Origin of the sequence: Bradyrhizobium sp. HKCCYLS1011, from assembly GCF_051167795.1 — a bacterium.
In the GTDB taxonomy this organism is placed as follows: domain Bacteria; phylum Pseudomonadota; class Alphaproteobacteria; order Rhizobiales; family Xanthobacteraceae; genus Bradyrhizobium.
This window is the reverse complement of the sequence record NZ_JBNPTT010000004.1, coordinates 183,481-209,071: the sequence shown is the minus strand read 5'-3', so window position 1 is coordinate 209,071 and position 25,591 is coordinate 183,481. Positions and strand designations below refer to the sequence as shown.

Sequence of the window (25,591 nt, the reverse complement as noted above, 5' to 3'; positions counted from 1 at the left end):
CGCGCCATCTAGCTACACGTATACGACGCACAAAATCGGCTCGCGCGAAAAAAGAGCAATTTCGCGAGCAGCTTCAACGCCGAACGGCCAGCATGTCCAGGGCGCAAATTTTTCTCTTTCGTTTTTCCAGAAATCGTGCAATCATCCGCGCATCCTGCCTCGCCGAGAGGGGCGTACGCGCGGTCGTCACGATACGTGAGGTGGGGATGCGGTGGCCGTGTCGGGTCGCAGCGTGATCTGATCATGCCGACGAACGACTGCGACGCGGACGTGAAATCGTGTGGGCCTGGCCTCCCGGTGCTGAGGTCAAGCCGGCGGCAGCGTTTATGCGTTGTTGCCGATGACGGGGGCAATCGAGCCGGTCCCCGGGGCGAGCACGTATAAGCGTTAAAACCAGCGCGCGGGGAATGCCGGTTGATCGGCTGAACCTGTGGTGACTGCCGCCTGCTTTTTGTTTGCAGGCGGGCCATGGGTGAGGCCTTCACCCGGCATTCTCCGCGCCCTCTCGTTTGTTTTCGAAGGGCCATGTCGATCGTATCGCCCGGGCGCAAGGTGCCGCGGGATGCTGACGTGTGTCTGCGGATTGGAAGGTGGATGAAATGAGGAAGGCTCTCTCCTCCGTCATTCCGGGGCATCGCGAAGCGATGAGCCCGGAATCCATACTCCTGGGCGGATGTTGTTGGAGCGAGATGGAATTACTGACGTGCCCCGCAGGCCGGCCTGTGGTTATGGATTCCGGGCTCGCCCTGCGGGCGCCCCGGAATGACGGTGCGGAGAGAGAGCGCTCTTCAGAATCTCGGCAGGTCCGGGAAGGCGAGCTTGCCGGCGTGCACGTGCATGCGGCCGAGCTCGGCGCAGCGGTGCAGCGTCGGGAATACCTTGCCCGGATTGAGCAGGCCCTGCGCATCGAACGCGCATTTGACGCGCTGCTGCTGATTGAGGTCGATCTCGGTGAACATGTCCGGCATCAGGTCGCGCTTCTCGATGCCGACGCCATGCTCGCCGGTCAGCACCCCGCCAAGCTCCACACAGCAGCGCAGGATGTCGGCGCCGAACGCCTCCGCCCGCTCCATCTCGCCGGGCTTGTTGGCATCGTAGAGAATGAGCGGATGGAGATTGCCGTCGCCGGCGTGGAAGACGTTGGCGCAGCCGAGCTGATACTTTTCCGAGAGCTGGCGGATGCGCGCCAAAGCCTGCGGCAGGGCGCCGCGCGGGATGGTGCCGTCCATGCAGAGATAGTCCGGCGAGATGCGCCCGACGGCGGGAAACGCCGCCTTGCGGCCGGCCCAGAACAGGTTGCGCTCTGCCTCGGAGGTCGAGATCCGGCAGGAGGTCGAACCGCAGCCATTGGCAATCGCCTCGACGCGCGTGATCAGCTCGTCGACCTCGACTGCGGGACCGTCGAGCTCGATGATCAGCAGCGCCTCGACGTCGAGCGGATAGCCGGCATGGACGAAGGCTTCCGCCGCGTGGATCGCCGGCTTGTCCATCATCTCCATGCCACCGGGGATGATGCCGGCGCCGATGATGCGGGCCACGCATTCGCCGGCGGCCTCGACCTCGGCGAAGCCGACCATCAGCGCGCGCGCCGTTTCGGGCTTCTGCAGGATGCGCACGGTGACCTCCGTCACCACGCCGAGCAGGCCTTCCGATCCGGTGATCAGTCCCATCAGGTCATAGCCCGCGTTCTCCGCGCACTTGCCTCCGATTCGCAAAACCTCGCCTGTCATCAGCACGAGCTCGCAGCCGAGCACGTTGTTGGTGGTCATGCCGTATTTCAGACAGTGCACGCCGCCGGAGTTCTCGGCGACATTGCCGCCGATCGAGCAGGCGATCTGCGAGGACGGATCGGGCGCGTAGTAGAAGCCGGCGTGCGCGACCGCCTGACTGATCGCGAGATTGGTGACCCCGGGCTCTGTGACGACGACGCGGTTGTCGAAATCGATCTCGCGGATGCGCTTGAACTTGCCCAAGCCCAGCAGCACGCCATCAGCGAGCGGCAGCGCGCCACCCGACAGCGAGGTTCCGGAACCGCGCGGAACCACCTTGATGCCCTGCTCGTGACAGTACTTCAGGACCTTCGCGACCTGCTCCGTCGTGTCCGGCAGGACCACCACCATCGGCGGCTGCCGATAGGCCATCAGACCGTCGGACTCATAGGGAAGCATCTCGGCGGCACTGTCGATGACGCCTTCGCCGGGTACGATCGCGCGCAACGCGGCGACGATCTCGCTCCGGCGCCCGAGCACGGCCTGATCGGCTTCCGGCATCTTGATCGCCATCGTGGTCTCCCTCGAGCGCGCGTTTCGATTTGTCCAGTCCTATCAATCACAACCGCAGCGGTTTGGATAGGCGGAGCCATCCGCTTTCGATCTTTGCTGCTACGCAAACAGATCGGACATATTGATAAGTTCGGGCGGCGCGTTGCAGCTTGTCTCGGCCGGAGCGCCATGCCACAAACCGTGCGCATAATCGTCTCGCAAAACACAGAGCCCAAGATCCATGAACAAGCTGACTTTGAGTGCGTTCGTTGTCATGACCGCATCGTCGCTGGCCTCCGCCGCGCTGGCGCAGGACGCGGCTGCTGGAAAGACCTCATTCAACAAGTGCCTGCCCTGCCATTCGATCGGCGAAGGCGCGAAGAACAAGGTCGGCCCCGAGCTCAACGGGCTCGACGGCCGCCACTCGGGCACCGCCCCGGACTACAACTATTCAGACGCCAACAAGAACTCCGGCATCACCTGGAACGAAGCCCAGTTCAAGGAATACATCAAGGATCCGAAGGCGAAGATTCCCGGGACCAAGATGACCTTCGCCGGTATCAAGAACGAGACCGAGATCAACAATCTGTGGGCCTACCTCTCGTCCTTCGACAAGGACGGCAAGCAGAAGCAGTGATGCAGCGCGGCCCTGCGGCGCCGCATCATCCTGCAAGACTGATAAGAACGCCCCGGTCCTGCGGACCGGGGCTTTCTCATTCCGAACGATCACGGACCGGTTGGCAACGCGTTTGCCCGCGCGATCCCCGCGACCATACGATCGATCTCCTCGATCACGAGCTCGGGGACTGCATTCTGCACCATGTGCCCGAGATCCGGCCGTACGATCAGCCGCGTCTGCGGCACGGCTTGCGCAAACGGCCGCGAATGGATGTCGGTGAAGACGGTCCGGTCGGCGTCGCCGGCGATGATCGTGACCGGTATTTTGATCTCGCCATAGCGGGGCGCCTGCTCGCGCACGGCCTGTTTCAGCGTCGCCAGATCGCGCGCATTGGCTGCGAATTCACGGGGCCGCAGCAGCAGCGGCGTGGCGGTCACATCCAGGAAATCGTCAGGCATCGGCTGCGGCAGGAACACGCCGCGTGCCGCGGGCTTCGCCAGCAACAGGCCCAGAGGCAGCGTAATCGTGTTGGCCAAGAGCGGCCCGATGAGCGGCGTTGCGACGGCCTCGTTGTAACGACCGACCCCGCCACGCCAGGGATAGGCCACCGGGGCCAACATCACGAGCCCGGCCACGCGGTGCGGGAAGTCGAGCGCCATCCGGGTCCCGAGGGCACCGCTCCAGGAATGGACCACCAGGATGACGCTGGTGACGCCGAGCCTCTGCAGCACGTCCTCGAGCATCCGGGCCTGGATCGCGGGGGTGGAGTCCTCCAGACGATCACGCTCGCTCCACCCGTGTCCGGGGCGGTCCACGAGCAGCACCCGGTGATATCTTGCAAGCAGATCGCCGAGCGGTCGACGCATGGCGTCGAGGTTGGAGCTCGCGCCGTGAATCAGCAGAAGCGGCGGCTCCGCGCCGTCGCGGGGGCCGATATCCACAAGATTAATGTTCGCGCCTTCGATTTTGATCGTCTGACCGGAAGCGGGATAGCGCCGCTCCACCGCTACTACCCCGAGGTGCGTTACGACCGCCAACAACCCCAGAACGCAGATAAGTACGATTGAAATCATTGATAATTTTCTGCCTGTCATATGCCAGATACGAAGGCAGGGCTGGAAAGGTTGCGAATCATCCCGGCCCGTCGCCCGGTTGCGGGCGCGAATCCTGTCATCAGCGCGTCGTCGGCCATTTTATAACCATGGTCCGGACTTTTTGTTGGACGTGGGCGCATGCCATCACCGCTGGCGACCCGATCGATCCACGTGATTCACAGCAACGGGATCGGGCCGAAAGAGTTAGTCCTGCAGGGTTTTGGGAGGGGGTATCCGATGAGTTTCCGTTCAAGCGAGGCGGCTATCGACGAAATCGTCGCAAGCTGCAATGGCGATCTGCGCGGGGCGTTGAAGGCTTTGCTGCTCGTCAACGAGCACCTGGAAGCCGAAATCGTCCAGCTTTATGCGGCGGCGGCGCAATACGGCCTGACCGAGCGGCGCAGCACCGCGCTGCATTGATCACGGACGACGGCCTGCTTTCGCCGCATCGGTCGTCGCGCATCAATCGTCGGCAGGGTCCTGCTTGTTGGGACACGCTCCAATGGTGGAGCGTGCCAGCTTGGCGTCGGCAAGCGATTTGTAGGGACCGTCGGCGAACCAGATGTCGCCGACGATGACGGGATTGCTGGTCACGATGGCGCACCGGTCGGCCGCGCGGTCTCCCACGACCCAGAACAGGTCTTCCGCCAAGCTTGTGGTTGCGAACAGGACGGTCAGGCTCGCTCCCAGCACCCAACGTTGCATCTCGATGCTCCTGCCGTTCATGGCGGCCAAGCGCGACTTAATGAGGGCTGTTCTGGGGAACAAGGGCGGCGCATGAATCATGGTTAACCGACCATGAACCGCGCGCCTACGCGCTATAGCTAGATGTCGCGCCCCTCGACCTTTTCGCTCAAGGTCTTCACCAGCTCCGGCACCTTCTCGAGATGGGGATTGACCTCAAGCGCCTTGCGGAAGGCGTCGAGCGCGCGCTTGTCGTCGCCGAGATCCTGCATGATCATGCCGAGCCCGGCGAGCGCGCCAAAGTGCCGTGGCTCGCGCGCCAGCACCTGCTGGATGTCGGCGAGCGAGCGGGAATAGTCGTTCTGCAGATAGTACAACGTCGCCCGGCGGTTCCAGGCTTCGACGTAATCCGGACGGAGCTTGATCACGGCGTCCAGCAGCTTGAGGGCCACGTCGCTCTGGCGCGCGTCCATTGCGGCTTTGGACCGCGACATCAAGAGCGCGACCGTATCGCTCGGCGTCTGCAGCCAGATCGCCCAGATCCGCGCCTCGACATGACGCGCGCTCATGTCATCGGGAGCGGCCTTCAGCGCGCCGAACAGGAAATCGAGGCCCCGTGTCTTGTCGACGCCAACCTTGGGCAGCTTCGCGGGCGCTTCCGGAGGCTTCGGCTTGGGCGCGGCGTGCGGGTCATCCTGCGCGTGGGCGAGGAAGGGGGTCGCGGTGAGAAACGCGGTGAGCAGAATTGCGCGGAGCGATTTCAGTGCCATCCCTGAAATCTAGACGCAGTCAGCCGAGCTTGCAAAGCAAGTCGCGTGTCAAAGCCCTGTGAGCCGCACGTCTTGGAGAGCGCAGGCAGCCTCAATCAGCCCTGGCGAGCCTTGAAGCGGCGCTGGACCTTGTTGATGACGTAGACACGGCCCTTACGACGGACGAGGCGGTTGGCGCGATGGCGTCCACGCAGCGATTTCAGCGAGTTACGGACCTTCATGGGACGTCCTGATGCTTTTGAAAGGCCGTGTTGAACAGGCCGAAAGTAGCAAAAATGATTCTTTTCCCGCTAGCGGCCCTGCCGCCCGAGACGGCCGGTTATTAACCACCGGCCGGCCGGATGTCAATCGGAACGCGTAGGTAAGGTCGTGCCCCAGCATGGCGCCGAGCGCCCCTCCGTGGAAGGGCAGAACGGCCAAGATCCTTGGTGCTGCCCATTGCGAAATTTGTTATATCCTATAATCAATTTTCTTAACGCCTGCACAAGCCAAGAACCAAATTGGGAACGCCCATGCCGAAGCTCGCTTTGCCGAAGATCGACGACGTCGTCGCCATCGACATCCACACCCATGCCGAGGAACCCTGCGGCATGCACGCCGACGACGGCTATGACGATTTCCAGGCGCAGATGGCGGAGTATTTCAAGTCGCCGCACAAGCATCCGCCCACCGTGCCGGAGACGGCCGCCTATTATCGGTCGAAGAACATCGCCGCGGTGATCTTCCCGGTCGATGCCGAGCGCGAGACCGGCTTTCGCCGCTATAACAATTACGAAATGCTCGAAGTGGCCTCGAAGCATCTCGACGTTCTGATCCCCTTCGTCAGCATTGACCCGCACAAGGGCAAGCTGGGCGTGCGCGAGGCGCGCAAGCTGATCGAGGACTATGGCGTCCGCGGCTTCAAATTCCATCCGACCATGCAGGGCTTCTATGCCAACGACCGCATGGCCTATCCGCTCTATGAGGCGATCAACGACGGCGGCGCGATCGCGCTGTTCCACACCGGCCAGACCGGCGTCGGCAGCGGCATGCCCGGCGGCATGGGCATGCGGCTCAAATATTCGAACCCGATGTATATGGACGACGTCGCGGCGGATTTTCCTGACCTGAAGATCATTCTCGCCCATCCCTCCTTCCCCTGGCAGGAGGAGGCGCTGTCGGTCGCGACCCACAAGCCGAACGTCTATATCGACCTGTCCGGCTGGTCGCCGAAATACTTCCCGCCGATCCTGGTGCGCTACATCAACTCGATTCTGCAGGACAAGATGCTGTTCGGCTCGGACTGGCCGGTGATCACGCCGGACCGCTGGCTGGCCGATTTCGCCAAGCTCGATATCCGGGAGGAGATCCGGCCGAAGGTGCTGAAGGCGAACGCGCGCAAGCTGCTCGGCATCTGAGCCGCTTCAGGTTTGACCAAGCGAACGTGATCCCGTCCCGGACCTCCTGCCCGGGGCCAGCATGCTAGCATTGAGAGCGCGGCGGTCCGCCGCGGTCATGCTGTCGGGAGAAACGCCGTGCGGATCAAAGCCGTTGTCTTCGATGCCTATGGCACGCTGTACGACGTCCAGTCGGTGGCGGCCGTGACCGAGCAGGCGTTTCCAGGCCACGGCGACATGATCACGCAGCTGTGGCGCATCAAGCAGCTCGAATATAGCTGGTTGCGGTCCTTGATGGGGCGCTACGAAGACTTCGCGACGGTCACGCGCGATTCGCTTGCTTACACGCTGCGGGTACTCGGCCTCGCCTCCGATCCAGCCACGTTCGATCGCATCATCGACAAATACCTGCATCTCGAGCTTTATTCGGACGCATCCTCGGCCCTGACCGCGATGAAGGGGTGCAAGCTCGCCATCCTGTCGAACGGCAGTCCGGCCATGCTGAACGCGCTGGTTCAGAACAGCGGCCTCGACAGCGTGCTTGATGCCACAATCAGCGTCGACGCCGCCAAGATCTTCAAGCCGAGCCCGCAGGCCTATGCGCTGATCGAGCCGGCTCTCGGCGTCAGTCCGGCGGACGTGCTGTTCGTTTCCTCCAATCCCTGGGACGTCAGCGGGGCCAAGGCTTTCGGATTGAAGGTTGCGTGGATCGAACGGATCACTCCGGAAGCCATGGCTGCGACCTGTGCCGCGAGCGACCTCGTGCCGCCGCTGACCATGTTCAAGGCGCTGCGGACGCAAATGGACCAGTTGGGTTTTGCGCCGGACTATCGTATTGCTGCGCTCTCAGAACTGCCCGGGATCGTTGCAAGCAAATGAGTCTGGAATCCGTCCGCGCCTACTTCGCCGAAAAAGCCCCCGACATCAGCGTTATCGAATCCAGCGTGAGCTCGGCGACCGTCGTCCTCGCTGCGGAAGCCTATGGCGTCGAGCCGGCGCGCATCGCCAAGACGTTGAGCTTGCGGATCAGCGAGCGTGTCATCCTGATCGTGACGTCAGGCACCTCGCGCATGGACAACAAGAAGGTCAAGGCGTTGTTCGGCGGCAAGCCGAAAATGCTTGGGCTCGAAGAGGTAGCCGAGATCACCGGGCACGAAGTGGGCGGCGTCTGTCCGTTTGGACTGAAAGCGCCGCTGCCGGTCTATTGCGACGTCTCGCTGAAGGCGTTCGACATCGTCGTGCCCGCGGCCGGCTCGACCCACAGCGCTGTGAGGATTGCGCCTGGACGCATCGCTGAGCTGACCGGGGCCGAATGGGTCGACGTCTGCGAAGCCCAAGATCGATCCGGCGATTGATCCGGAGATCGATCAAGAGCGCCCGAACGGCTCACTCGTCGTCATCGATGTCATAGGTCCGGCGCTGGGCCGAATAGTTGTGCGGCGGCACGGTCCGAGGCTGCGCCACACGCCGCGCGGGCCGCTGTTGGGCTTGGGGTGGTGCGCTCGGCTCAAAGACGGCGCGACATGGCCCGGACAGCTGCGGCGTATTCTGCTTCAGACATGCGACGATGCTGTCGCGGTCGGGAATGTAGGCGCTGCACAGCCGCCACACGTCAGGCGTGCAGGCCATCTGCTGGTCCATCGTGCCACGATTATCGTCGGCGAGGGCCGCACCAGCAGAGAGCATCGGGGCAAGAACGATCATCATGTGCTGCAGGCGCATGCCGAATTCCTTTCGTCCAATCGCACACTCAAACCGCCCGGCTCGGCCGGGGGTTTCCTGGCAATGAACGGAACATTCAAAGGTTCGGTCCAGACAAACAGACGTGATCGGGACACCTTGCACGCGCATGCGGCGTAGCGGCGACACTTACCCGACGCAGGGGCGCGGAACCTAGCCGACCCTACAACGTTGGTTGTTCCACAACGCTTCGGTTCCCCAACCCTCCTTTTGATCGGATGACAACGACCAGCCAGCGCTTGCCGCGCGCCAACATAGGAATATCGGGTCTCGACGATGTGCTCGGAGGCGGGCTCGCGCGGAACCGTCTTCATCTGCTTGAAGGCATTCCCGGCACGGGAAAGACAACGATTGCGCTGCAATTCCTGCTCGCGGGCGCCAAAGCCGGTGAGAGCGGGCTCTATGTGAGCCTGGCCGAGACTGAGGACGAACTGCGCGACGGGGCGGCATCGCATGGGTGGACAATCGGCGATCGCATCCGGATCTGCGAGCTGGTGCCGCCGGAAAGCATCCTGGACCCCGACCAACATCAGAGCCTGCTGTATTCGTCGGATCTCGAACTCGGCGAGACCGTCGAGCGCATCTTCGAGGCGATCGAAAAATTTCAGCCACAGCGGATCATCATCGACAGCCTGTCCGAAATCCGACTGCTGGCGCAAAGTTCGCTGCGCTATCGCCGCCAGATCCTGGCGCTGAAGCATTATTTCGCCCGTAACAAATCCACCGTCATCACCCTGGACGATCTGACCACCGAAAGCACCGACCGTGCCGTTCACAGCATCGCTCATAGCGTGATCCATCTCGATCAGCTTGCGCCCACCTACGGTGCCGAGCGCAGGCGGCTGCGTGTCGCCAAATGCCGCGGCCAGAGTTTTCGCGGCGGCTATCACGACTTCATCATCAGCCATGGTGGCGTGCAGGTATTTCCTCGGCTGGTTGCGGCCGAGCACCGTCACGGTTTCATCGGCTCGCCCATCCAGAGCGGCATCTCACAACTTGATGATTTGTTGGGCGGCGGCATCACGGCCGGCTCGAGCACACTGATCCTCGGTCCGGCAGGCACCGGCAAGTCGCTGCTGTCGCTCCAATTCCTCGCCACCAGCGTCCGGCGCGGCGAGCGCGCCGGCCTGTTCGTTTTCGATGAAGAGCTTGGCCTGCTGATTTCACGTGCCAAGACCCTTGGAATCGACATCCAGGCCATGCGCGACGCCGGCAACCTCATTGTCGAGCAGATGGACGCAGCTGAGCTGTCACCCGGCGAATTCACTGATCGCGTTCGCCGCAGCGTCGACCAGGAGAACATCAAGACGGTCGCCATCGACAGCCTCAATGGCTATCAGGCCGCAATGCCCGAGGAGCAGTTCCTGATCCTGCACCTGCACGAACTGCTCCAATATCTCAACCGCCGCGGCGCCGCCACACTGCTCACTGTCGCCCAGCACGGCCTGCTGGGCGAGATGAAGCAGCCGGTCGATGTCACTTACCTTGCCGATGCCGTGATCATGCTGCGCTATTTCGAAGCGCGCGGCCGGGTGCGGCGGGCAATTTCGGTCATCAAGAAGCGTACCGGCCCGCATGAGGATACGATCAGAGAACTGATGATCAACACTCGCGGCATCGTCGTCGGCGAGCCGCTCGTCGACTTCCAAGGCGTGCTGCGCGGCATTCCGACCTACGTCGGCGGCGCGGCGCCGCTATTGGAAACACTGTGAGCAAGTTCGACAGCACCGACACACACCAGCGAACGCTGATCCTTGCGCCACGCGGAAGGGACGCCAAGCTCGCGCAGAGCATCCTGCACGAGGCGGATTTGAGCGCGCAGATCTGCGGCTCCTTTCAGGACCTCGTCGCCGGAATTGCTGAAGGCTGCGAGCTTGCGATCGTCACGGAGGAGGCATTCCGCGGCATCGACATCCGACCGCTTGCCGACTGGGTCAGGCGGCAGCCGGCCTGGTCGGATTTTCCGTTCATCGTGCTGACCGAGCATGGCGGAGGCATCGAACGGAATCCCACGGCCGCGCAGCTGACCGAGGCGCTCGGCAGCGTCAGTTTCCTTGAGCGTCCGTTTCATCCGACCACCTTGATCAGCGTGGTCCGCACCCATTTGCGTGGACGCAGGCGGCAATATGAATGCCGCAGGCTCAATGAAGAGCTTGAGGAGCGCGTGCAGGAGCGCACCAAGGAGCTTGCCGCGGCCAATCGCCAGCTGCTTGCGCAGATGGAGGAACGCGAGCGGGTCGAAGGCACGTTGCGGCAGATGCAGCGGCTCGAGGCCGTCGGTCAGCTGACCTCGGGCGTCGCGCATGATTTCAATAATCTGCTGACCGTCGTGCTCGGCAATATCTCGTTCATGGAAAGGGATTTCGCTGCACGCGGGATCGACGGCAAGCTGTCGCAACGCCTGCAGTTCATGCGCGCAGCTGCCGAGCGCGGCGCCAAGCTGACCGACCAGCTCCTGTCCTTCTCGCGGCGTCAGCGGCTCGAGCCGAAGGTGCTCGACCTCAATCACACCATCGCCAGCATGCGCGATCTCCTGCATAGCACGATCGGCGGCAGCATCGAGATTCAGACCTCACTCGCCGACGGCCTCTGGCACGCGCTGGTCGATCCCACACAACTGGAGCTCGCGGTGCTGAACCTGGCCATCAATGCGCGGGACGCGATGGGCGTCGGCGGGCGGCTGACGGTGTCCACCAGCAATGCAACACTGGACGAGCCGGCTTCGCCCGAAGAGCCGGCCGCCGGCGACTACGTCCAGATCTGCGTCACCGACACGGGCTGCGGCATGAGCCCGAGCGTCCGCGCGCGCGTGTTCGAACCGTTCTTCACGACCAAGGAAATCGGCAAAGGCTCGGGGCTCGGCCTCAGTCAGGTGCTCGGCTTTGCCAAACAATCCAACGGAGGGATCCGGATCGACACCGCGGAGGGTCAGGGCACCTCGATCTGCATCTTCCTGCCGCGCTCGGATCTGGCGGAAGATCGGGCCGAGACCGCCATATCGTATGACAGCGCAACGGCACAGACGCCAGCCCGCATCCTGATCGTCGACGACGACGACGCCGTGCGCCAGATTGCCGCCGATATCTTGCGCGATCGCTCCTACGATGTCGTCGAGGTCGGCAGCGCCGGCGCCGCGTTCGACGTGCTGCAATCGCAGACCAATATCGACCTGTTGCTGCTCGACTTCGCGATGCCGGGCATGAGCGGCGCCGAAGTGGCGCAGCGCGTCCGCACCCGCTATCCCCGACTGCCAATTCTGTTCGTGACCGGCTACGCCGACCGCGCGACGCTTGCCGGCATCAACGAGGCACAAACCATCGGCAAGCCGTTCCGCGGCGAGGACCTCTGTCTGAAGATCGCTTCGGCGCTGAACCGCGATATGAGCGCAGCCCAGCGACCGGTATGACGAGCGCTCAACGCGTCCGCTTCCGGCTCCGGACGTTGCTGACTGGAAAATCTGCCCAGGCATCCACAACAGCCGCGCCTGAGGTGCGCGTGAAACTCTGTTGGCCCCCTACTCCACCCGGCCGATTCGCTTCACTGCCGCGATCAGCCGGGCGCTGTCGGTTGCGACGAACCTCGCAAAATCCGGTGCATCGAGATAGGCCACCGCACTGCCAGCGGCTTCGAAGGACTTGACCACCTCCGGGCTGGTCGTGGCCTGCGCCATCGCCTCGCGCAGCCGTGTCATTATGGGCTGCGGGAGCGCACGCGGCGCGAACAGTCCGGCCCAGATGTACATCTCGACATCCTTATGGCCGAGCTCGATGAAGGTCGGAGTATCAGGAAAAGTCGGAATGCGCTCGGCGCCCCAATTGGCGAGCACGCGCAAGCGGCCGTCATCGACCTGCGGCTTCACGGTGCCGGGGGCGGCGGCCATCGCCTGCACTGTACCGCCCAGCAGCGCGGTCAAGGCGGGACCGCCGCCGCGAAACGGTACGTGCAGCAATTTGATGTCGGCACTCGCAGCAAACATCTCCATCGCGACATGCAGCACGCCGTACGGGCCGGATGAGCCGTACGGAATCTCGCCGGGACGCGCTTTGGCGTCTTCGACGAACTCGGCGAGCGTCTTCCAGGGCGAGGAGGCCGGCACCGCGAGCAGGGTCGGATCGGCCAGCACGCGCGCAATCGGCGTGAACTGCGCCACCTCATAGGCCACCGGCCGGTTGAACAACCGGTCGGCCTCCGGCAACACCGCCAGCGACGACAACGTCATCAACAGCGTGTAGCCGTCGGGCTCGGCGCGCGCGGCCTGTGCATTGCCGACCGAGCCGCCGCCTCCGCCAGCGCGATTGTCGACGATGACAGGCTTGCCGAGAACCCGCTGCAGCGCCACAGCGACCGGGCGCGCAGCGAGATCGGCCTGGCCGCCGGCCGGAAACGGCACGATCATCGTGATATTGCGGCTGGGATAGGTGTCTTGTGCAAGAGCACTCCCGCCAACCGCCTCACCGAGTAGCGGCACAGCGGCCGCGGTGCGCAGAAAATCGCGTCGGTTCATCGGTCGTCCTCCCCCTTTTGTTAATTTGAGGGAAGCCTACTCCGAACGACGGACATCCGTCAGCATGCACTGCTGTCGACCGCAGCGCAAACAGCGCAGCAATCACGCTTGCGCCGCCCTGCCCTTTCTTCCCTTCACCAACTCCCGGACCAGAAAATCCGCCAGCACCTCGACCCGCGCCGGACGCGGGCCGCCGGGCGGCATCACCAGATGCATCGCGCCTTCGGCTTGCGTCCAGCCCTTCAGGATCACCTCGACCTGGCCGGAAGCGATCGCGTCGCCGATGATGAAGTCCGGCAGGTCGGCGATACCGAGCCCGGCAGTCACGGCCGGCAACACCGCCTCGCCGTTATTGACGCGCAACTGCCCGGCGGGACGCACGCTCGCCTGCTCGCCGGCGGCGTTGGTGTAGTGCCAAACCCCGGCTGTCGCGAGGTAGGCGTAGCCAAAGCATTTGTGCTCGGCGAGATGCATCGGATGGGTGGGGCGGCCGTAGCGCTTCAGATAGGACGGCGCCGCGACCGTGTAGCGCGGGATGGCACAGAGCCGACGCGCGATCAACGAGGAATCCGGCAACCGCGCAATCCGGAGCGCCAGATCAAAACCCTCGCCGATCAGATCAACGGTCGCGTCACTCAGATGCAGATCGATCGAGACTTCCGGATAATGTTCCAGGAAGGCAGGCAGCAGCGGCGCGATCTTCTTGACGCCGAAGGTCATGGGCACTGCGAACCGCACCAGCCCACGCGGCACGACGGACTGGGCGAGCGCTTCGGTCTCCGCCTCCTCGCCGTCGGCGAGCAGCCGGATCGCACGCTCGGACAAGCGCTGTCCGGCATCCGTCAGCGCCAGGCGGCGCGAAGTGCGGTTGAACAGCCGCGTACCGAGCCGCTCCTCGAGGCGGCTCACCGCCTTGGAAACGGTGGCTTTCGAGAGCGCAAGGTCCTGCGCGGCAGAGGCGAAGGAGCGCTGCTCGACCACCTTGGCGAAGATCGCCATCGCTTCGAAATCGGGGAGTTTTGCCATCAGACTAAAGGTCGCTTTCGGAAACAATACGTTTCAATAGTTTCTATTTCTATACCGCACCAGAACGCTTATCCCAAGCCCAACGACGCGGCCCGAAGCACCTTCGCTCCGGCACCCGCGTTTGGATCACAAGGAGCAGTTCAATGATCGAACTCAGGCCATTTTCAAAGTTGGGCGGCGCCGACCATGGTTGGTTGAAGGCCAAGCATCATTTCTCGTTCGCAAGCTACTACGACCCGAGCAACATGGGGCACGGCTCGCTCCGGGTATGGAACGACGACGAGATCGCGCCCAACACCGGATTTCCGGCCCATCCGCATGCCAATATGGAAATCATCACCTACGTCCGAGAGGGGGCGATCAGCCACCAGGACAGCCTCGGCAACAAGGGTCGCACCGAGGCCGGCGACGTCCAGGTGATGAGCGCGGGCAGCGGCATCCGGCACTCCGAGTACAATCTGGAGCCGACCACGACCCGGATCTTCCAGATCTGGATCGAGCCGACCACCGACGGTGGCCAGCCGACCTGGGGCGCCAAGCCATTCCCGAAGGCGGACCGCTCCGGCAAGCTGGTGACGCTGGCCTCCGGCTTCGATGAGGACGATGACGCGCTTCCGATCCGAGCCCAGGCGCGCGTGCTCGGCACGACGTTGAAGGCCGGCGAGTCGGCCGAGTATGCCGCGAACAAGTCCCGCCATATCTACCTCGTGCCGGCGGCCGGCAGCATCGAAGTCAACGGCGTCCGCGTCAATGCTCGCGACGGCGCTGCGATCCGGGACGAAGCCACGTTGAAGATCACCGCGCTGGAAGATTCTGAGCTGGTGCTGGTCGACGCCGCCTAACCCAAACCGCCCCATCGTCGTCATGGCCGGACTGTCCGGCCATGACTGGCCCTTTCCGCTCAAAGTTCAACTCTGGAGCATCCAAATGACCAAGGTTCTCGTCCTCTATTACTCCGCCTACGGCCACATCGAAACCATGGCCAATGCGGTGGCGCAAGGCGCGCGCGAAGCCGGTGCCAGTGTCGATATCAAACGCGTGCCGGAGCTGGTGCCTGACGAGGTCGCCAAGGCCTCGCACTACAAGCTCGACCAGGCCGCGCCGGTCGCCAAGGTCGAAGAGCTCGCCAATTACGACGCGATCATCGTCGGCACCGGCACCCGTTTCGGCCGCATGGCCTCGCAGATGGCGAACTTCCTCGATCAGGCCGGCGGCCTCTGGGCCAAGGGCGCGCTGCACGGCAAGGTCGGCGGCGCCTTCACTTCGACGGCGACCCAGCACGGCGGGCAGGAAACGACGCTGTTCTCGATCATCACCAACCTCCTGCATTTCGGCATGACCGTGGTCGGCCTCAACTACGGCTTTGCCGGCCAGATGAAGCTCGATCAGGTCACCGGCGGCTCACCCTACGGCGCGACAACGATCACCGGCGGCGACGGCAGCCGTCTGCCGAGCGAAAACGAGCTGGAAGGTGCGCGCTATCAAGGACGCGTGATCGCGGAGGCCGCCAAGAAACTCCATGGCTGAACTCCACGGCTGAGCTCGAAAGGCTAAGCTCCACGGCCGATTGCATGGCTGATGCGATAAGGGCGGCACTTCTGCGTCAGAAGCGCCGCCCCATTTGACCGGCACGGGGGAAAGGAGACCGCAATGCTTGATCTGTTGATGTTCGCGCAAATGGCCCGCAATCCGCTGCAGGTGATGGCGCGCCGCTGGTATTGCAGAAGCCTCTACCGCGCCACCCGCGGTCAACGCCGTTGCCCGGAATGCACAGCGGCGTAGCCGCGTGGCCGCGCCTCACAGCGGCTTGATCTGCACCTTCCTGAACTTCACCACGCCAGCACCGTACTGCAGAGCAATCGGCCCGCTGGCATGCTTGGTGTCGTCGGCCTCCGCGGTCTTCTCGCCATTCAGAACAACAGTGAGGTGAGGCCCCTTCGCCGTAATCTCATAAGTATTCCACTTGCCGCCCGCTTTGGGCATCGGATCGACCTTCGAGACGTCGACGATCGCGCCAGTGCCGTATTTCGGATCCGGCCGCTTGTCGAAGACGTTCACCTCGTAGCAGATGTTCGAGTCGATCTTGTCGGACTGGTCGCAGCGGATGAAGATGCCGCTGTTGGCGGCGTCATCGACCCAGAACTCGGCCCTGATCTGGAAATCCTTGTAGGTGTTCTTGGAGACCAGATAGGACAGGTCCTTGCCGTCGAGCTTGTCGGCGGTCAGCACGCCGTCCTTCATCTCCCAATTGGCTTTTCCGACCTCGGTCCAGTCGCCTTTGTTCGAGCTGTCCAGCAGCGTGATCCAGCCGTCATTGTCGCCCGCAGTCGCCGCGCCAAACCGAAACACGGCGGCACCGATCAAGAGCCCGGCCCCAAGCATGGTCAGACCAGAACGCATCGAAACTCTCCCGCAATTTTGCACCTGATGACCGTGCCAGCAGAATAGCAAAGCGTGTCACAATGCAAGCGGGGTTCGATGCTGCAGCTGCACTGTTGGCCGGCCTGTCACGAGCGGACTGCAACCTCCGGGGCTGGCGACGTCCAGCTCAGGACGGCGCTGACGACGACAGCGACCACGACGTTGATAAGCAGCGCGCCGAGAGCAACATAGAACGAATAGCTCGTGCCATCGAACGTAATGCTCGCGAGCGGCTTCAAGCCGTTGCTCCAGGCCGTCCACGAGCCCCAAGCAATGCCAACCGCCCAGCCAAGCAGCAGTCCTTCGGCGCGAAACCAGCGTGTGACCAGGGCGAACACCAGCGCCGGGAAGGTCTGCAGGATCCACAAGCCGCCGAGCAGCTGCAGGTCTAGCGCATATTGCACTGGCAGAAACAGCGTGAAGGCGAGCGCGCCGAACTTCACGATCAGCGAGGTGATCTTGGCGACATTGGCCTCGCCGGCATGGCTGATCGTGGGATTGACATAGGCCTTCCACACATTGCGCGTGAACAGATTGGCCGCGCCGATGCTCATGACGGCCGCCGGCACCAGCGCGCCGATCGCAATCGCGGCGAAGGCGAAACCGGCGAACCACGACGGAAACAGCGTCTTGAACAGTTCCGGCACCACGTCGTTCGGCGAGCTGACCTTGATCTGCGCGGCATGGGCCATGTAGCCGAGCAGCGCAATCAGCCCGAGCAGCAACGTATAGGCCGGCAGCAGGATCGCGTTCTTGCGAATGGTGTCGGCGGATTTGGAGGCGAACACGCCGGTCAAGGTGTGCGGATACATGAAGGCGGCGAGCGCCGAGCCGAGCGCGAGTGTCGCATAGGGCAGATATTGTCCGGGCTTGAGGATCAGCCCCGTGGCACCGCCCTTGGCCCTGAAGGCGTCGTCGGCCGCTGCGAATACGGCACCGTACCCGCCGAGCTTGGCCGGCACCACCACGACCGCGGTCAGCACCACGACATAGATCATGATGTCCTTGACGAAGGCGATCAGCGCCGGCGCCCGCAGGCCGGAATTGTAGGTGTAGAGCGCCAGGACGATGAAGGCGGCGATGATCGGCCACTCGCCTTGAAGGCCCATGGTCTTGATGACCGCGCCCATGCCGACCAGCTGCAGCGCGATATAGGGCATGGTGGCGACCATGCCGGTCAGCGCCACCGCAAGCTCAAGGCCACGCGACTGATAGGTGCCGTGCACGACATCTGCCGCCGTGACGTAGCCATTCCGATGCGCGAGCTTCCACAGCGCCGGCATCGCCATGAAAACGAACGGGTAGACGATGATGGTGTAAGGCAGCGCGAAGAAGCCGTAGGCGCCGACCGCATAGACCAGGGCCGGCACGGCAATCACGGTATAGGCGGTGTAGAAATCGCCCCCGACCAGGAACCAGGTGATCCAGGTGCCGAACTGGCGGCCGCCGAGCCCCCACTCATCGAGATGCTCGCTGACGGGCCCGGATTTCCAGCGCGCGGCGACGAAGCCCATGACCGTGACGAGCGCGAAGAAGAACACGAAGACGGAGACGGCAACCCATTCGATGTGATCGCTCATCGGCGCGCCTCGTTGTCGGCGTCGTCATGCGGCTGGCTGCGATAGACCAGCCAGATCAGCAGCGACGAGATCGGCACCCAGGCGAGCTGATACCAGTAGAAGAAGGGGAAGCCGAACAGGCTCGGCTCCATGAAATTGTAGAACGGCACCCAGAGCAAACCGACAAAGGGTAGCAGCAGCAGAATCCGCATCGAACGATCAAACCTCGGGGCCGGATCTGCCGGCCGAACGCCGTGTAACGCGCGAGGCAACCATTGGTTCCGCGCGCGTGACTTCAATCCTGCTCACACCGCAGTGGCGCGGGCGAACTCGATATAGATTTCGCGCAGCCGCATGGCCATCGGCCCCGGCCTGCCCTCGCCGACCGGCTTACCGTCGATCGAGATCACCGGCTGCACGAACGAACTCGCGCTGGTGATGAAGGCTTCCTTGGCCGCGAGCGCCTCGGCGACTGTGAATAGCCGCTCCTCGACCTTGAGCTGACGCTCCTCGGCCAGCGCCACCACCGCCTTGCGGGTGCAGCCCGGCAGGATCGCGTTGGAGTTCGGCCGCGTGACGATGACATCGTCCTTGGTCAGGATGAAAGCGGACGACGAGCCGCCCTCGGTGACATAGCCGTCCTCGATCATCCAGGCCTCACCCGCACCAGCGGCGGCCGCCGCCTGCTTGGCCAGCACCTGCGCGAGCAGCGCCACGCTCTTGATGTCGCGCCGCTCCCAGCGGATGTCGGGCACCGTGATGACACCGATGCCGGCTTTGGCGGAGGGCGCGTTGACGATGTCCTTGGCGGTCACGAACATGACCAGGGTCGACGGCACTTCGCCCTTCGGAAAGGCGAAGTCGCGGCTCTTGTCGGCGCCGCGCGTCACCTGCAGATAGACCATGCCGTTGTCGAGCTGGTTGCGTGCGACTAGCTCTTTCTGCAGCTCCTCGATCCGCGCGATGCTCTCGGGCAGAGCGAGCTGGATCTCGCCGACCGACCGCTCCAGCCGGGCCAAATGCGAAGCGCTGTCGACCAGCTTGCCGTCGAGCACGGCCGCCACTTCATAAATGCCGTCGGCGAACAGGAAGCCGCGATCCAGGATCGAGATCTTGGCCTCGGACAGCGGAACGAACGAGCCGTTGACGTAAGCGATCGGGTCCAAGTTTCTTCTCCTCAACTTCGAGATTCCGGGTTCAAGGACTGCGGCCTTGCCCCGTGATGACGATTACCCCCGCTGTCATCGTCCGCGAAGGCGGACGATCCAGTACGCCGTGACGTCTCGGTTCGATCTCTTCGGCCGCGGCGTACTGGATGCTCCGCCTGCGCGGAGCATGACGGCGGTGGAAATCAATGCGACAGAATCTTCGACAGGAATTTCTGCGCCCGCTCGCTGCGCGGCTTGCCGAAGAAATCCTCCTTGTTGGCGTCCTCGACGATCTCGCCGCGGTCCATGAAGATCACGCGGTGAGCGACCTTGCGGGCAAAGCCCATCTCGTGGGTCACCACCATCATCGTCATGCCCTCGCGTGCGAGGTCGACCATCACGTCCAGGACCTCGCTGATCATCTCCGGATCGAGCGCCGAGGTCGGCTCGTCGAACAGCATCGCGATCGGGTCCATGGCGAGCGCGCGCGCGATCGCGACGCGCTGCTGCTGGCCGCCCGAAAGCTGCGCGGGAAATTTCTGCGCATGATCCTTGAGGCCGACGCGCTCCAGGAGCTTCATGGCCTTCGCCGCCGCCTCGTCATGGCCGCGCCCCAGCACCTTCTCCTGTGCGAGGCAGAGATTGTCGATGATTTTCAGGTGCGGGAACAGCTCGAAATGCTGGAACACCATGCCGACCCGCGCGCGCAGCTTCGGCAGGTTGGTCTTGGGATCATTGACCCTGATGCCGTCGACCTTGATCTCGCCCTCCTGGAACGGCTCCAGCGCATTGACGCATTTGATCAGAGTGGATTTGCCGGAGCCCGATGGCCCACAGACCACCACGACCTCGCCCTTGGCGACGGACGTCGTGCAATCCTTCAGGACCTGGAAGGCCGGGCTGTACCATTTGTTGACGTGGCTGATGTCGATCATGCGAGCAAACTATCTGATGATGGCGATGCGCGATTGCAGACGGCGGACGCCGAAGGAGGCGATACAGGAGATGGTGAAATAGACCAGCGCGGCGAACAGATACATCTCGACCAGGCGGCCGTCGCGCTGCGCGACTTTCGACGCCGCACCGAGGAAATCAGGGATCGACAGCACGTAGACCAGCGAGGTGTCCTGGAACAGCACGATGGTCTGGGTCAACAGCACCGGCAGCATGTTGCGGAACGCCTGCGGCAGCACGACATAGCGCATGGTCTGGCTGTAGGTGAGACCGAGTGCGGACGCGGCGGCCGGCTGGCCGCGCGAGATCGACTGGATGCCGGCGCGCATGATCTCGGAGAAATAAGCTGCCTCGAACAGGATGAAGGTGATCAGCGACGACGCGAAGGCGCCGACCTTGATCGGCCGGGACGCACCGGTCAGCCACTGCCCGATATAAGGGACCAGGAAGTAGAACCAGAAGATAACGAGCACCAGCGGCAGCGAGCGCATGAAGTCGACATAGAGCCCGGCGAGCCAGCCGAGCACACGGTGACTCGAGAGCCGCATCAGCGCGATCAAAGTGCCGAAGATCAGTCCACCGGCCGCAGACAGCGCAGTCAAGGTCAGCGTGAAGGTCATGCCGTCGACGAAGAGATAAGCGAGCGAGCGGCGGATGACGTCGAAATCGAGGTTGGCGAACATCTATTTCCCCGTGATGTAGCCGGGGATCGCGACGCTGCGCTCGATCAGGCGCATGACGAACACGACGACGATATTGATGGCGAGATACATCAGCGTCGCGGCGGTGAACGCCTCGAACACCTGGAACGAAAACTCCTGCATCGAGCGGGCAGCGCCGGTCAGCTCGATCAGGCCGATGGTGATGGCGACCGCGCTGTTCTTGATCGTGTTGAGAAACTCCGAGGTCAGCGGCGGCAGGATGATCCGAAACGCCATCGGCAGCAACACATAGGCGTAGACTTGCGTCGTGGTCAGGCCGAGCGCGGTGGCGGCCATCCGCTGCCCGCGCGGCAGCGAGCCGATACCGGCCGCAAGCTGCACGGCGACACGCGCCGACATGAACAGCCCGATGCCGACTGCGGCCGTGTAGAATGGCGCATTCGGCAGCTGCTTCAGCCACAAGCCGGCCGCATGCGGCAACAGCTCCGGCAGCACGAAGAACCAGAGGAAGAGCTGCACCAACAGCGGCATGTTGCGGAAGAATTCGACATACAGGAAGGCGAACCATCCCGCGGCCTTCGAGGGCAAGGTGCGGAGCACGCCCACAATCGAGCCGCAGATCAGCGCAATCACCCAAGCCGACAGCGAGGTCCAGATCGTGAGCTTCAGCCCCGACAACAGCATGTCGAGATAAGTGCCGGCCCCGGTCGGGTCTGGCTCAAGGAAGATGTGCCAATTCCAGTGATAGTTCACGAAGAGATCCTGAGAGGGATGCTGAGCTTATATCTTCCGTCCGACAGATTCAGAAGCTGGTGCCGCGTATGCAGTGTGCCCCCTCCCCCTTCCGGGGAGGGCTGGGATGGGCGGCGCCCCGAGCAAGACTGCCGTTGCGGACCCCCACCCCCAACCCCTCCCCGCGAGGGGGAGGGGAGCGCACCGACTCCGTCGCGACCGACGCGCCTCCGCGGATTACATCGCCTTGTACGAATCCGGGTCCGGCGAATCCGAGGGTTTGGCGAATTCGGCCTTGAGCTCAGGCGAGATCGGCGTGTTCAGGTTCAGACCCTTCGGCGGGATCTTCTGCATGAACCACTTGTCGTAGAGCTTTAAGCCCTCGCCGCTGGTGTAGATCGCAGCGGTCGCCGCATCGACCAGCTTCTTGAAGGCCGGGTCGTCCTTGCGCAGCATGATGCCGTAGGGCTCGGGCTTCGAGAATGCATCCGTCGAGATCGCATAGAGGCTCGGATCCTTCGAGCCGGCAACGAGACTTGCCAGCAGAATGTCGTCCATCACGAAGGCCACGGCGCGATCGGTCTCCACCATCAGGAAGGCCTCGGCGTGGTCCTTGGCTGGAATGATGGTGACGCCGAGGTTGCGGGCGGCATTGGCCTCGGTGAGCTGCTTGATGTTGGTGGTGCCGGCGGTCGACACCACAGTCTTGCCCTTGAGATCGTCGATCGACTTCAGATTGCTCGCCTTCTTAAACACATAGCGGCTCGCGGTCAGGAAGTGCGTGTTGGTGAAGGCGATCTGCTTCTGCCGCTCGGCATTATTGGTGGTCGAGCCGCATTCGAGATCGATGGTGCCATTGGCGAGCAGCGGAATGCGCGTTGAGGATGTCACCGGATTGAGCTTCACCTCGAGCTTGTCGAGCTTCAGCTCCTTCTTGATGGCATCGACGACGCCGTAGCAGATGTCCATGGCGAAGCCGACCGGCTTCTGACTGTCGTCGAGATAGGAAAAAGGAATCGAGGAATCGCGGTAGCCGAGCGTGATTGCACCGGATTCCTTGATCGACTTCAAGGTGCCCGTCAGCTCCTCGGCCTGCAGTCCGCTCGCGCACAGCGCGGCAGCGAAGGCAAGGCCTAAAATGCGTAACTGCTTCATTTGTTATCTCCTCAGTCCGGCAGATGGCCGAATGCTTGCATAAATCGGGCCGAATTCAAATGACCCTGTAGCGCTGCGGCATTAGGCCGTAGCGCCAAGCTTGCGGATGGTAAACAGCGACGCCAGGCTGAGCAGCGCGATCAGGCTCAGATAGTAACCCGGCGCCATGTCGCCGATGAAAGCGACGGTGCCCAGCGCCGTCATAATGGCCGGGCCCATGCCGCCGAAGATGGTGACACCGATATTGTAGCCGAGGCCCAGACCGGTCGCACGGCTCTCCGCAGGCAACAACTCGGCCATGAGGGCGGCGAGCGGTCCGTAGTAAAGCGCCTTGAAGGTCGCAACCGTGAAGACCGCGGCGATGATCACGGCCGGCGTCGGATAGTTGGTCAGAATGTAGAACGCCGGATAGATCGTGATCAGCAGCAGCAGATTGATCGTGATCATGTGCGTGGTTCGGCCGATCCGGTCGGAGACGGCACCCGCGATCGGTGTCAGCACCATGACCGCGATGCTGCCGACCAGTGAGGCGATGAAGCCGACGGACGCCGGCAGGTTCAGCGTTTTCACCACATAGGTCGGCATATAGACGATCAGGTAGTTGATCGCGGTCGAGACCGCGAGCGCGCCGATACCGAGCAGCACCGCAAGCTTCTGACGCAGGAACACGTCCTTGACCGGCGAGCCATCCTTACCCGCCGGTGGCGCACCTGCATCCTCCATGTTGTTGCGGATATAAAGGCCAACCGGCCCGATCAGCACGCCGAAAAAGAATGGGATCCGCCAGCCCCAGCCCTGCAGGTCTGCCGGACTCATCGCCGAGGTCAAAAGCGCGCCGAAGCCGGCGCCAAGCACGGCGCTCAGGCCCTGGCTGGCAAATTGCCAGCTGGCGATGAAGCCGCGTCGCTCCGGCATGTGCTCGACCAAAAAGGCGGTCGAGCTGCCGAACTCGCCGCCGGCCGAAAAGCCCTGCACCAGGCGCGCGACGATGACGAGCAGCGGCGCCAACACTCCGATCGTCTGATAGGTCGGCATGAGGGCAACCGTCAGCGTGCCGAACGTCATCATCACGATCGAGATCAGGAGCGACGCCTTGCGGCCGTGTCGGTCGGCATAGGCCCCGAGCACGATGCCGCCGATCGGGCGGATCAGATAGGACAGACCGAAGGTGCCGAAGGTCAGCAGCAGCGACGTGGTGGCATCGTTGCTCGGGAAGAATGCCTTCGAGATATAGACCGCAAAGAAGCCGTAGACGGCGATGTCGAACCATTCCAGTGCATTGCCGATGGAGGTCGCGATCACTTGCTTCGCGAAGCTCTTCTCGCGTGGGAGCTCTGATGTGACGGGCGCTGCAAGTGTCATCCGATATTCCTTATCGACGGCGTTCCGATCACAATGGCCTCTCGAGTTCGCCGAGATCCCAGAACAGGCCGGCCATGATGCCAAGCGCCTCTTCGGTCACATCGAGCAGAATGTGCTCGTCCGGCGCATGCTGGGAGCAGCCGGGATAGGAATGCGGCAGCCACATGGTCGGCATCTTCAGGACATCCGCGAACACATCGTTCGGCAGCGAGCCGCCGAAATTGGGCAGCACTGCGGGCGCTTTCCCGCTCGTCATCTTCACTGAGTCCGCCGCCCATTTGATCCAGGGGCTGTCGAGATCGGCACGCGAGGCCATGAAGCTTTGCGTCGTTGAAACCTCGACCATCGGAAAGCCGTGCGCAACCAGATGCGCGCGGATCACCTCGGCAATGTTGTCGACCTTGGTGCCGACGACGAAGCGCAGCTGCAGCACGGCACGGGCGCGGCCGGGGATCGCATTCGCAGGCTTCTCGATATTGCCGGATGAGATCGCGAGTACCTCCAGCGTATTCCAGGCGTAGAGCCGCTCCGCCGGCGACAGGCCCTCCTCGCCCCAATTGTCCGACAGCTGTGGCTCATCAGCGGTCGGCTCGACCTTGACGTCGGCGAGCGCTGCGCGGATCGAATTGGTCAGCGGCGGCGGCTTCAAGGCGTCCAGCTGGATGCGGCCCTGGCCGTCGACAAGCGTGCTGATCGCATTGGCAAGGATCGTCGCGGGATTGGCCAGCACGCCACCCCAATTGCCGGAGTGATTGCCGCCCGCGCGCAAATTGACGTCGAGATGGATGCGGATGCCGCCACGGCAGCCGAGGAAGATGGTCGGCCGTTCCGCCGACAGCCGCGGCCCATCGGAGCCGACGAACAGATCGGCCTTCAATTCGTCGCGCAGGAGATCGCAGACCTTGGCGAGATCGGGCGAGCCGGTCTCTTCGCCCATCTCAATGATGAACTTGGCATTGAAGCCGAGCTTGCCGCCGCGGGTCTCCTTGACTGCGCGCAGCGCGGCGATGTTGATGCTGTGCTGGCCCTTGTTGTCGGCGGTGCCGCGGCCATAGGCGCGGTTGCCCACGGTCGTGATGGTCCAGGGATCAAGCCCGTCGCGCCATTCGCCGACCATGCCGTCGACGGTGTCGCCGTGGCCATAGCTCAACACCGTCGGCGCGCTGTCGCTCTCGTGGTAGTCCGCGATCAGGAACGGCGACCGGCCGCTCGGCGAATCCACGATGCGCGAGGTGAAGCCGAGCGCGGCCAGCGACGGCGTCAGCTCATCCTTGAGATAAGCGTAGAGCTCGCCCTTGCGCTCGGCATTGAGGCTCTCGGTCCGATACGCCACCCGGCGATCGAGCTCGGCGATGAACTCGCCGGTTTTCAGATACTGGCGGGCAAGGGTGATTGCATCATTCCTAGTCATGGCGCTTTTCCGGTCACGATTGACGGCGCGTCTTATCGGGATCGCAGCAAGAGCGAAAGAGACTCGCAGCGGATTCTGTGGGGCTGAAGGCAGAATCCCGAATTTTGGAACTG

Annotated in this window: 28 protein-coding genes; 10 read left to right on the top strand and 18 right to left on the bottom strand. The window is 63.2% G+C overall.

Translation table 11 applies throughout. The annotated features are described in order from the left end of the window. Positions 1 to 788: 788 nt before the first annotated feature. On the bottom strand, positions 789 to 2,282 hold the full coding sequence (locus tag ACQR1W_RS13935; RefSeq protein WP_434851318.1) for an FAD-linked oxidase C-terminal domain-containing protein: 1,494 nt from the start codon (positions 2,280 to 2,282) through the stop codon (positions 789 to 791). 220 nt (positions 2,283 to 2,502) lie between these two features. Here ACQR1W_RS13935 and cycA point away from each other — a divergent pair, with 220 nt between their 5' ends. Further along, a complete protein-coding gene (gene cycA / locus ACQR1W_RS13930) occupies positions 2,503 to 2,898 on the top strand; it encodes a cytochrome c-550 CycA (protein WP_434851317.1) in 396 nt (131 codons plus the stop codon). A gap of 89 nt (positions 2,899 to 2,987) precedes the next feature. Here the strand turns inward: cycA and ACQR1W_RS13925 are convergent, their stop codons facing one another. Beyond that, positions 2,988 to 3,953 (bottom strand): alpha/beta fold hydrolase, encoded by a 966-nt coding sequence (locus tag ACQR1W_RS13925; RefSeq protein WP_434851834.1) that lies wholly within the window; start codon positions 3,951 to 3,953, stop codon positions 2,988 to 2,990. Positions 3,954 to 4,211: 258 nt separating this feature from the next. Here ACQR1W_RS13925 and ACQR1W_RS13920 point away from each other — a divergent pair, with 258 nt between their 5' ends. Then, the gene (locus ACQR1W_RS13920) at positions 4,212 to 4,394 is read left to right on the top strand and encodes a hypothetical protein (RefSeq protein WP_008969039.1); all 183 of its coding nucleotides are present in this window, start codon (positions 4,212 to 4,214) and stop codon (positions 4,392 to 4,394) included. A 42-nt stretch (positions 4,395 to 4,436) separates the two neighbouring features. Here the strand turns inward: ACQR1W_RS13920 and ACQR1W_RS13915 are convergent, their stop codons facing one another. The 3 genes from ACQR1W_RS13915 to ykgO form a co-directional block, all read right to left on the bottom strand. Then, on the bottom strand, positions 4,437 to 4,679 hold the full coding sequence (locus ACQR1W_RS13915) for a hypothetical protein (protein ID WP_434851316.1): 243 nt from the start codon (positions 4,677 to 4,679) through the stop codon (positions 4,437 to 4,439). 119 nt (positions 4,680 to 4,798) lie between these two features. Then, positions 4,799 to 5,428, bottom strand: a complete 630-nt coding sequence (locus ACQR1W_RS13910) for a tetratricopeptide repeat protein (protein WP_434851315.1) — start codon at positions 5,426 to 5,428, stop codon at positions 4,799 to 4,801. Positions 5,429 to 5,523: 95 nt separating this feature from the next. Continuing rightward, positions 5,524 to 5,649 carry a type B 50S ribosomal protein L36 gene (gene ykgO / locus ACQR1W_RS13905; RefSeq protein ID WP_006611362.1) on the bottom strand — a complete coding sequence of 42 codons (126 nt, stop codon included), beginning with the start codon at positions 5,647 to 5,649 and terminating at the stop codon, positions 5,524 to 5,526. A 291-nt stretch (positions 5,650 to 5,940) separates the two neighbouring features. Here ykgO and ACQR1W_RS13900 point away from each other — a divergent pair, with 291 nt between their 5' ends. From ACQR1W_RS13900 to ACQR1W_RS13890, 3 genes are all read left to right on the top strand, one after another. After that, positions 5,941 to 6,825 carry an amidohydrolase family protein gene (locus ACQR1W_RS13900; protein WP_434851314.1) on the top strand — a complete coding sequence of 295 codons (885 nt, stop codon included), beginning with the start codon at positions 5,941 to 5,943 and terminating at the stop codon, positions 6,823 to 6,825. Between the two features lie 117 nt (positions 6,826 to 6,942). Then, positions 6,943 to 7,683 carry a haloacid dehalogenase type II gene (locus tag ACQR1W_RS13895; protein ID WP_434851313.1) on the top strand — a complete coding sequence of 247 codons (741 nt, stop codon included), beginning with the start codon at positions 6,943 to 6,945 and terminating at the stop codon, positions 7,681 to 7,683. Further along, positions 7,680 to 8,159: a YbaK/EbsC family protein gene (locus ACQR1W_RS13890; RefSeq protein WP_434851312.1), complete on the top strand. Its 480-nt coding sequence runs from the start codon at positions 7,680 to 7,682 to the stop codon at positions 8,157 to 8,159. The genes ACQR1W_RS13895 and ACQR1W_RS13890 overlap by 4 nt, the downstream gene beginning before the upstream one ends. A 31-nt stretch (positions 8,160 to 8,190) precedes the next feature. Here the strand turns inward: ACQR1W_RS13890 and ACQR1W_RS13885 are convergent, their stop codons facing one another. After that, entirely contained in the window at positions 8,191 to 8,526 is a 336-nt protein-coding gene (locus ACQR1W_RS13885) for a hypothetical protein (RefSeq protein ID WP_434851311.1), read from the bottom strand. Positions 8,527 to 8,762: 236 nt separating this feature from the next. Here ACQR1W_RS13885 and ACQR1W_RS13880 point away from each other — a divergent pair, with 236 nt between their 5' ends. After that, positions 8,763 to 10,256: an ATPase domain-containing protein gene (locus ACQR1W_RS13880; protein ID WP_434851310.1), complete on the top strand. Its 1,494-nt coding sequence runs from the start codon at positions 8,763 to 8,765 to the stop codon at positions 10,254 to 10,256. Continuing rightward, positions 10,253 to 11,950, top strand: coding sequence for a response regulator (locus ACQR1W_RS13875; RefSeq protein ID WP_434851309.1), 1,698 nt, complete (start codon positions 10,253 to 10,255; stop codon positions 11,948 to 11,950). The genes ACQR1W_RS13880 and ACQR1W_RS13875 overlap by 4 nt, the downstream gene beginning before the upstream one ends. 108 nt (positions 11,951 to 12,058) lie before the next feature. Here ACQR1W_RS13875 and ACQR1W_RS13870 read toward each other — a convergent pair whose 3' ends face one another. After that, positions 12,059 to 13,048 (bottom strand): Bug family tripartite tricarboxylate transporter substrate binding protein, encoded by a 990-nt coding sequence (locus tag ACQR1W_RS13870; protein WP_434851308.1) that lies wholly within the window; start codon positions 13,046 to 13,048, stop codon positions 12,059 to 12,061. Positions 13,049 to 13,150: 102 nt separating this feature from the next. Continuing rightward, a complete protein-coding gene (locus ACQR1W_RS13865) occupies positions 13,151 to 14,074 on the bottom strand; it encodes a LysR family transcriptional regulator (RefSeq protein WP_434851307.1) in 924 nt (307 codons plus the stop codon). Positions 14,075 to 14,217: 143 nt separating this feature from the next. On the opposite strand from ACQR1W_RS13865, the gene ACQR1W_RS13860 reads away from it, so the two are divergent. The 3 genes from ACQR1W_RS13860 to ACQR1W_RS13850 all read left to right on the top strand — a co-directional run bounded on the left by ACQR1W_RS13860 (position 14,218) and on the right by ACQR1W_RS13850 (position 15,856). Continuing rightward, complete coding sequence (locus ACQR1W_RS13860; protein WP_434851306.1) at positions 14,218 to 14,916, top strand: pirin family protein; 699 nt, start codon at positions 14,218 to 14,220, stop codon at positions 14,914 to 14,916. Positions 14,917 to 15,001: 85 nt separating this feature from the next. Then, positions 15,002 to 15,601, top strand: a complete 600-nt coding sequence (gene wrbA, locus ACQR1W_RS13855; protein WP_434851305.1) for an NAD(P)H:quinone oxidoreductase — start codon at positions 15,002 to 15,004, stop codon at positions 15,599 to 15,601. Positions 15,602 to 15,724: 123 nt separating this feature from the next. After that, a complete protein-coding gene (locus ACQR1W_RS13850; RefSeq protein WP_277996482.1) occupies positions 15,725 to 15,856 on the top strand; it encodes a hypothetical protein in 132 nt (43 codons plus the stop codon). 15 nt (positions 15,857 to 15,871) lie between these two features. On the opposite strand, the gene ACQR1W_RS13845 is transcribed toward ACQR1W_RS13850, so the two are convergent. The 10 genes from ACQR1W_RS13845 to ACQR1W_RS13800 all read right to left on the bottom strand — a co-directional run bounded on the left by ACQR1W_RS13845 (position 15,872) and on the right by ACQR1W_RS13800 (position 25,478). After that, a complete protein-coding gene (locus ACQR1W_RS13845; protein WP_434851304.1) occupies positions 15,872 to 16,474 on the bottom strand; it encodes a 3-keto-disaccharide hydrolase in 603 nt (200 codons plus the stop codon). Positions 16,475 to 16,581: 107 nt separating this feature from the next. Next, entirely contained in the window at positions 16,582 to 18,075 is a 1,494-nt protein-coding gene (gene mctP / locus ACQR1W_RS13840; protein ID WP_434851303.1) for a monocarboxylate uptake permease MctP, read from the bottom strand. Continuing rightward, positions 18,072 to 18,266 (bottom strand): DUF3311 domain-containing protein, encoded by a 195-nt coding sequence (locus ACQR1W_RS13835; RefSeq protein WP_434851302.1) that lies wholly within the window; start codon positions 18,264 to 18,266, stop codon positions 18,072 to 18,074. The genes mctP and ACQR1W_RS13835 overlap by 4 nt, the downstream gene beginning before the upstream one ends. A gap of 93 nt (positions 18,267 to 18,359) precedes the next feature. Further along, the gene (locus tag ACQR1W_RS13830; protein ID WP_434851301.1) at positions 18,360 to 19,220 is read right to left on the bottom strand and encodes a D-amino-acid transaminase; all 861 of its coding nucleotides are present in this window, start codon (positions 19,218 to 19,220) and stop codon (positions 18,360 to 18,362) included. A 185-nt stretch (positions 19,221 to 19,405) separates the two neighbouring features. Next, the gene (locus tag ACQR1W_RS13825; RefSeq protein ID WP_434851300.1) at positions 19,406 to 20,137 is read right to left on the bottom strand and encodes an amino acid ABC transporter ATP-binding protein; all 732 of its coding nucleotides are present in this window, start codon (positions 20,135 to 20,137) and stop codon (positions 19,406 to 19,408) included. Positions 20,138 to 20,146: 9 nt separating this feature from the next. Beyond that, a complete protein-coding gene (locus tag ACQR1W_RS13820; RefSeq protein WP_434851299.1) occupies positions 20,147 to 20,839 on the bottom strand; it encodes an amino acid ABC transporter permease in 693 nt (230 codons plus the stop codon). Continuing rightward, entirely contained in the window at positions 20,840 to 21,571 is a 732-nt protein-coding gene (locus tag ACQR1W_RS13815) for an amino acid ABC transporter permease (protein WP_434851298.1), read from the bottom strand. A gap of 216 nt (positions 21,572 to 21,787) precedes the next feature. Next, the gene (locus ACQR1W_RS13810) at positions 21,788 to 22,705 is read right to left on the bottom strand and encodes an amino acid ABC transporter substrate-binding protein (RefSeq protein ID WP_434851297.1); all 918 of its coding nucleotides are present in this window, start codon (positions 22,703 to 22,705) and stop codon (positions 21,788 to 21,790) included. Positions 22,706 to 22,786: 81 nt separating this feature from the next. Further along, positions 22,787 to 24,067 (bottom strand): MFS transporter, encoded by a 1,281-nt coding sequence (locus ACQR1W_RS13805; RefSeq protein WP_434851296.1) that lies wholly within the window; start codon positions 24,065 to 24,067, stop codon positions 22,787 to 22,789. Positions 24,068 to 24,095: 28 nt separating this feature from the next. Continuing rightward, a complete protein-coding gene (locus ACQR1W_RS13800; protein ID WP_434851295.1) occupies positions 24,096 to 25,478 on the bottom strand; it encodes a M20 family metallopeptidase in 1,383 nt (460 codons plus the stop codon). Positions 25,479 to 25,591: the final 113 nt, after the last annotated feature.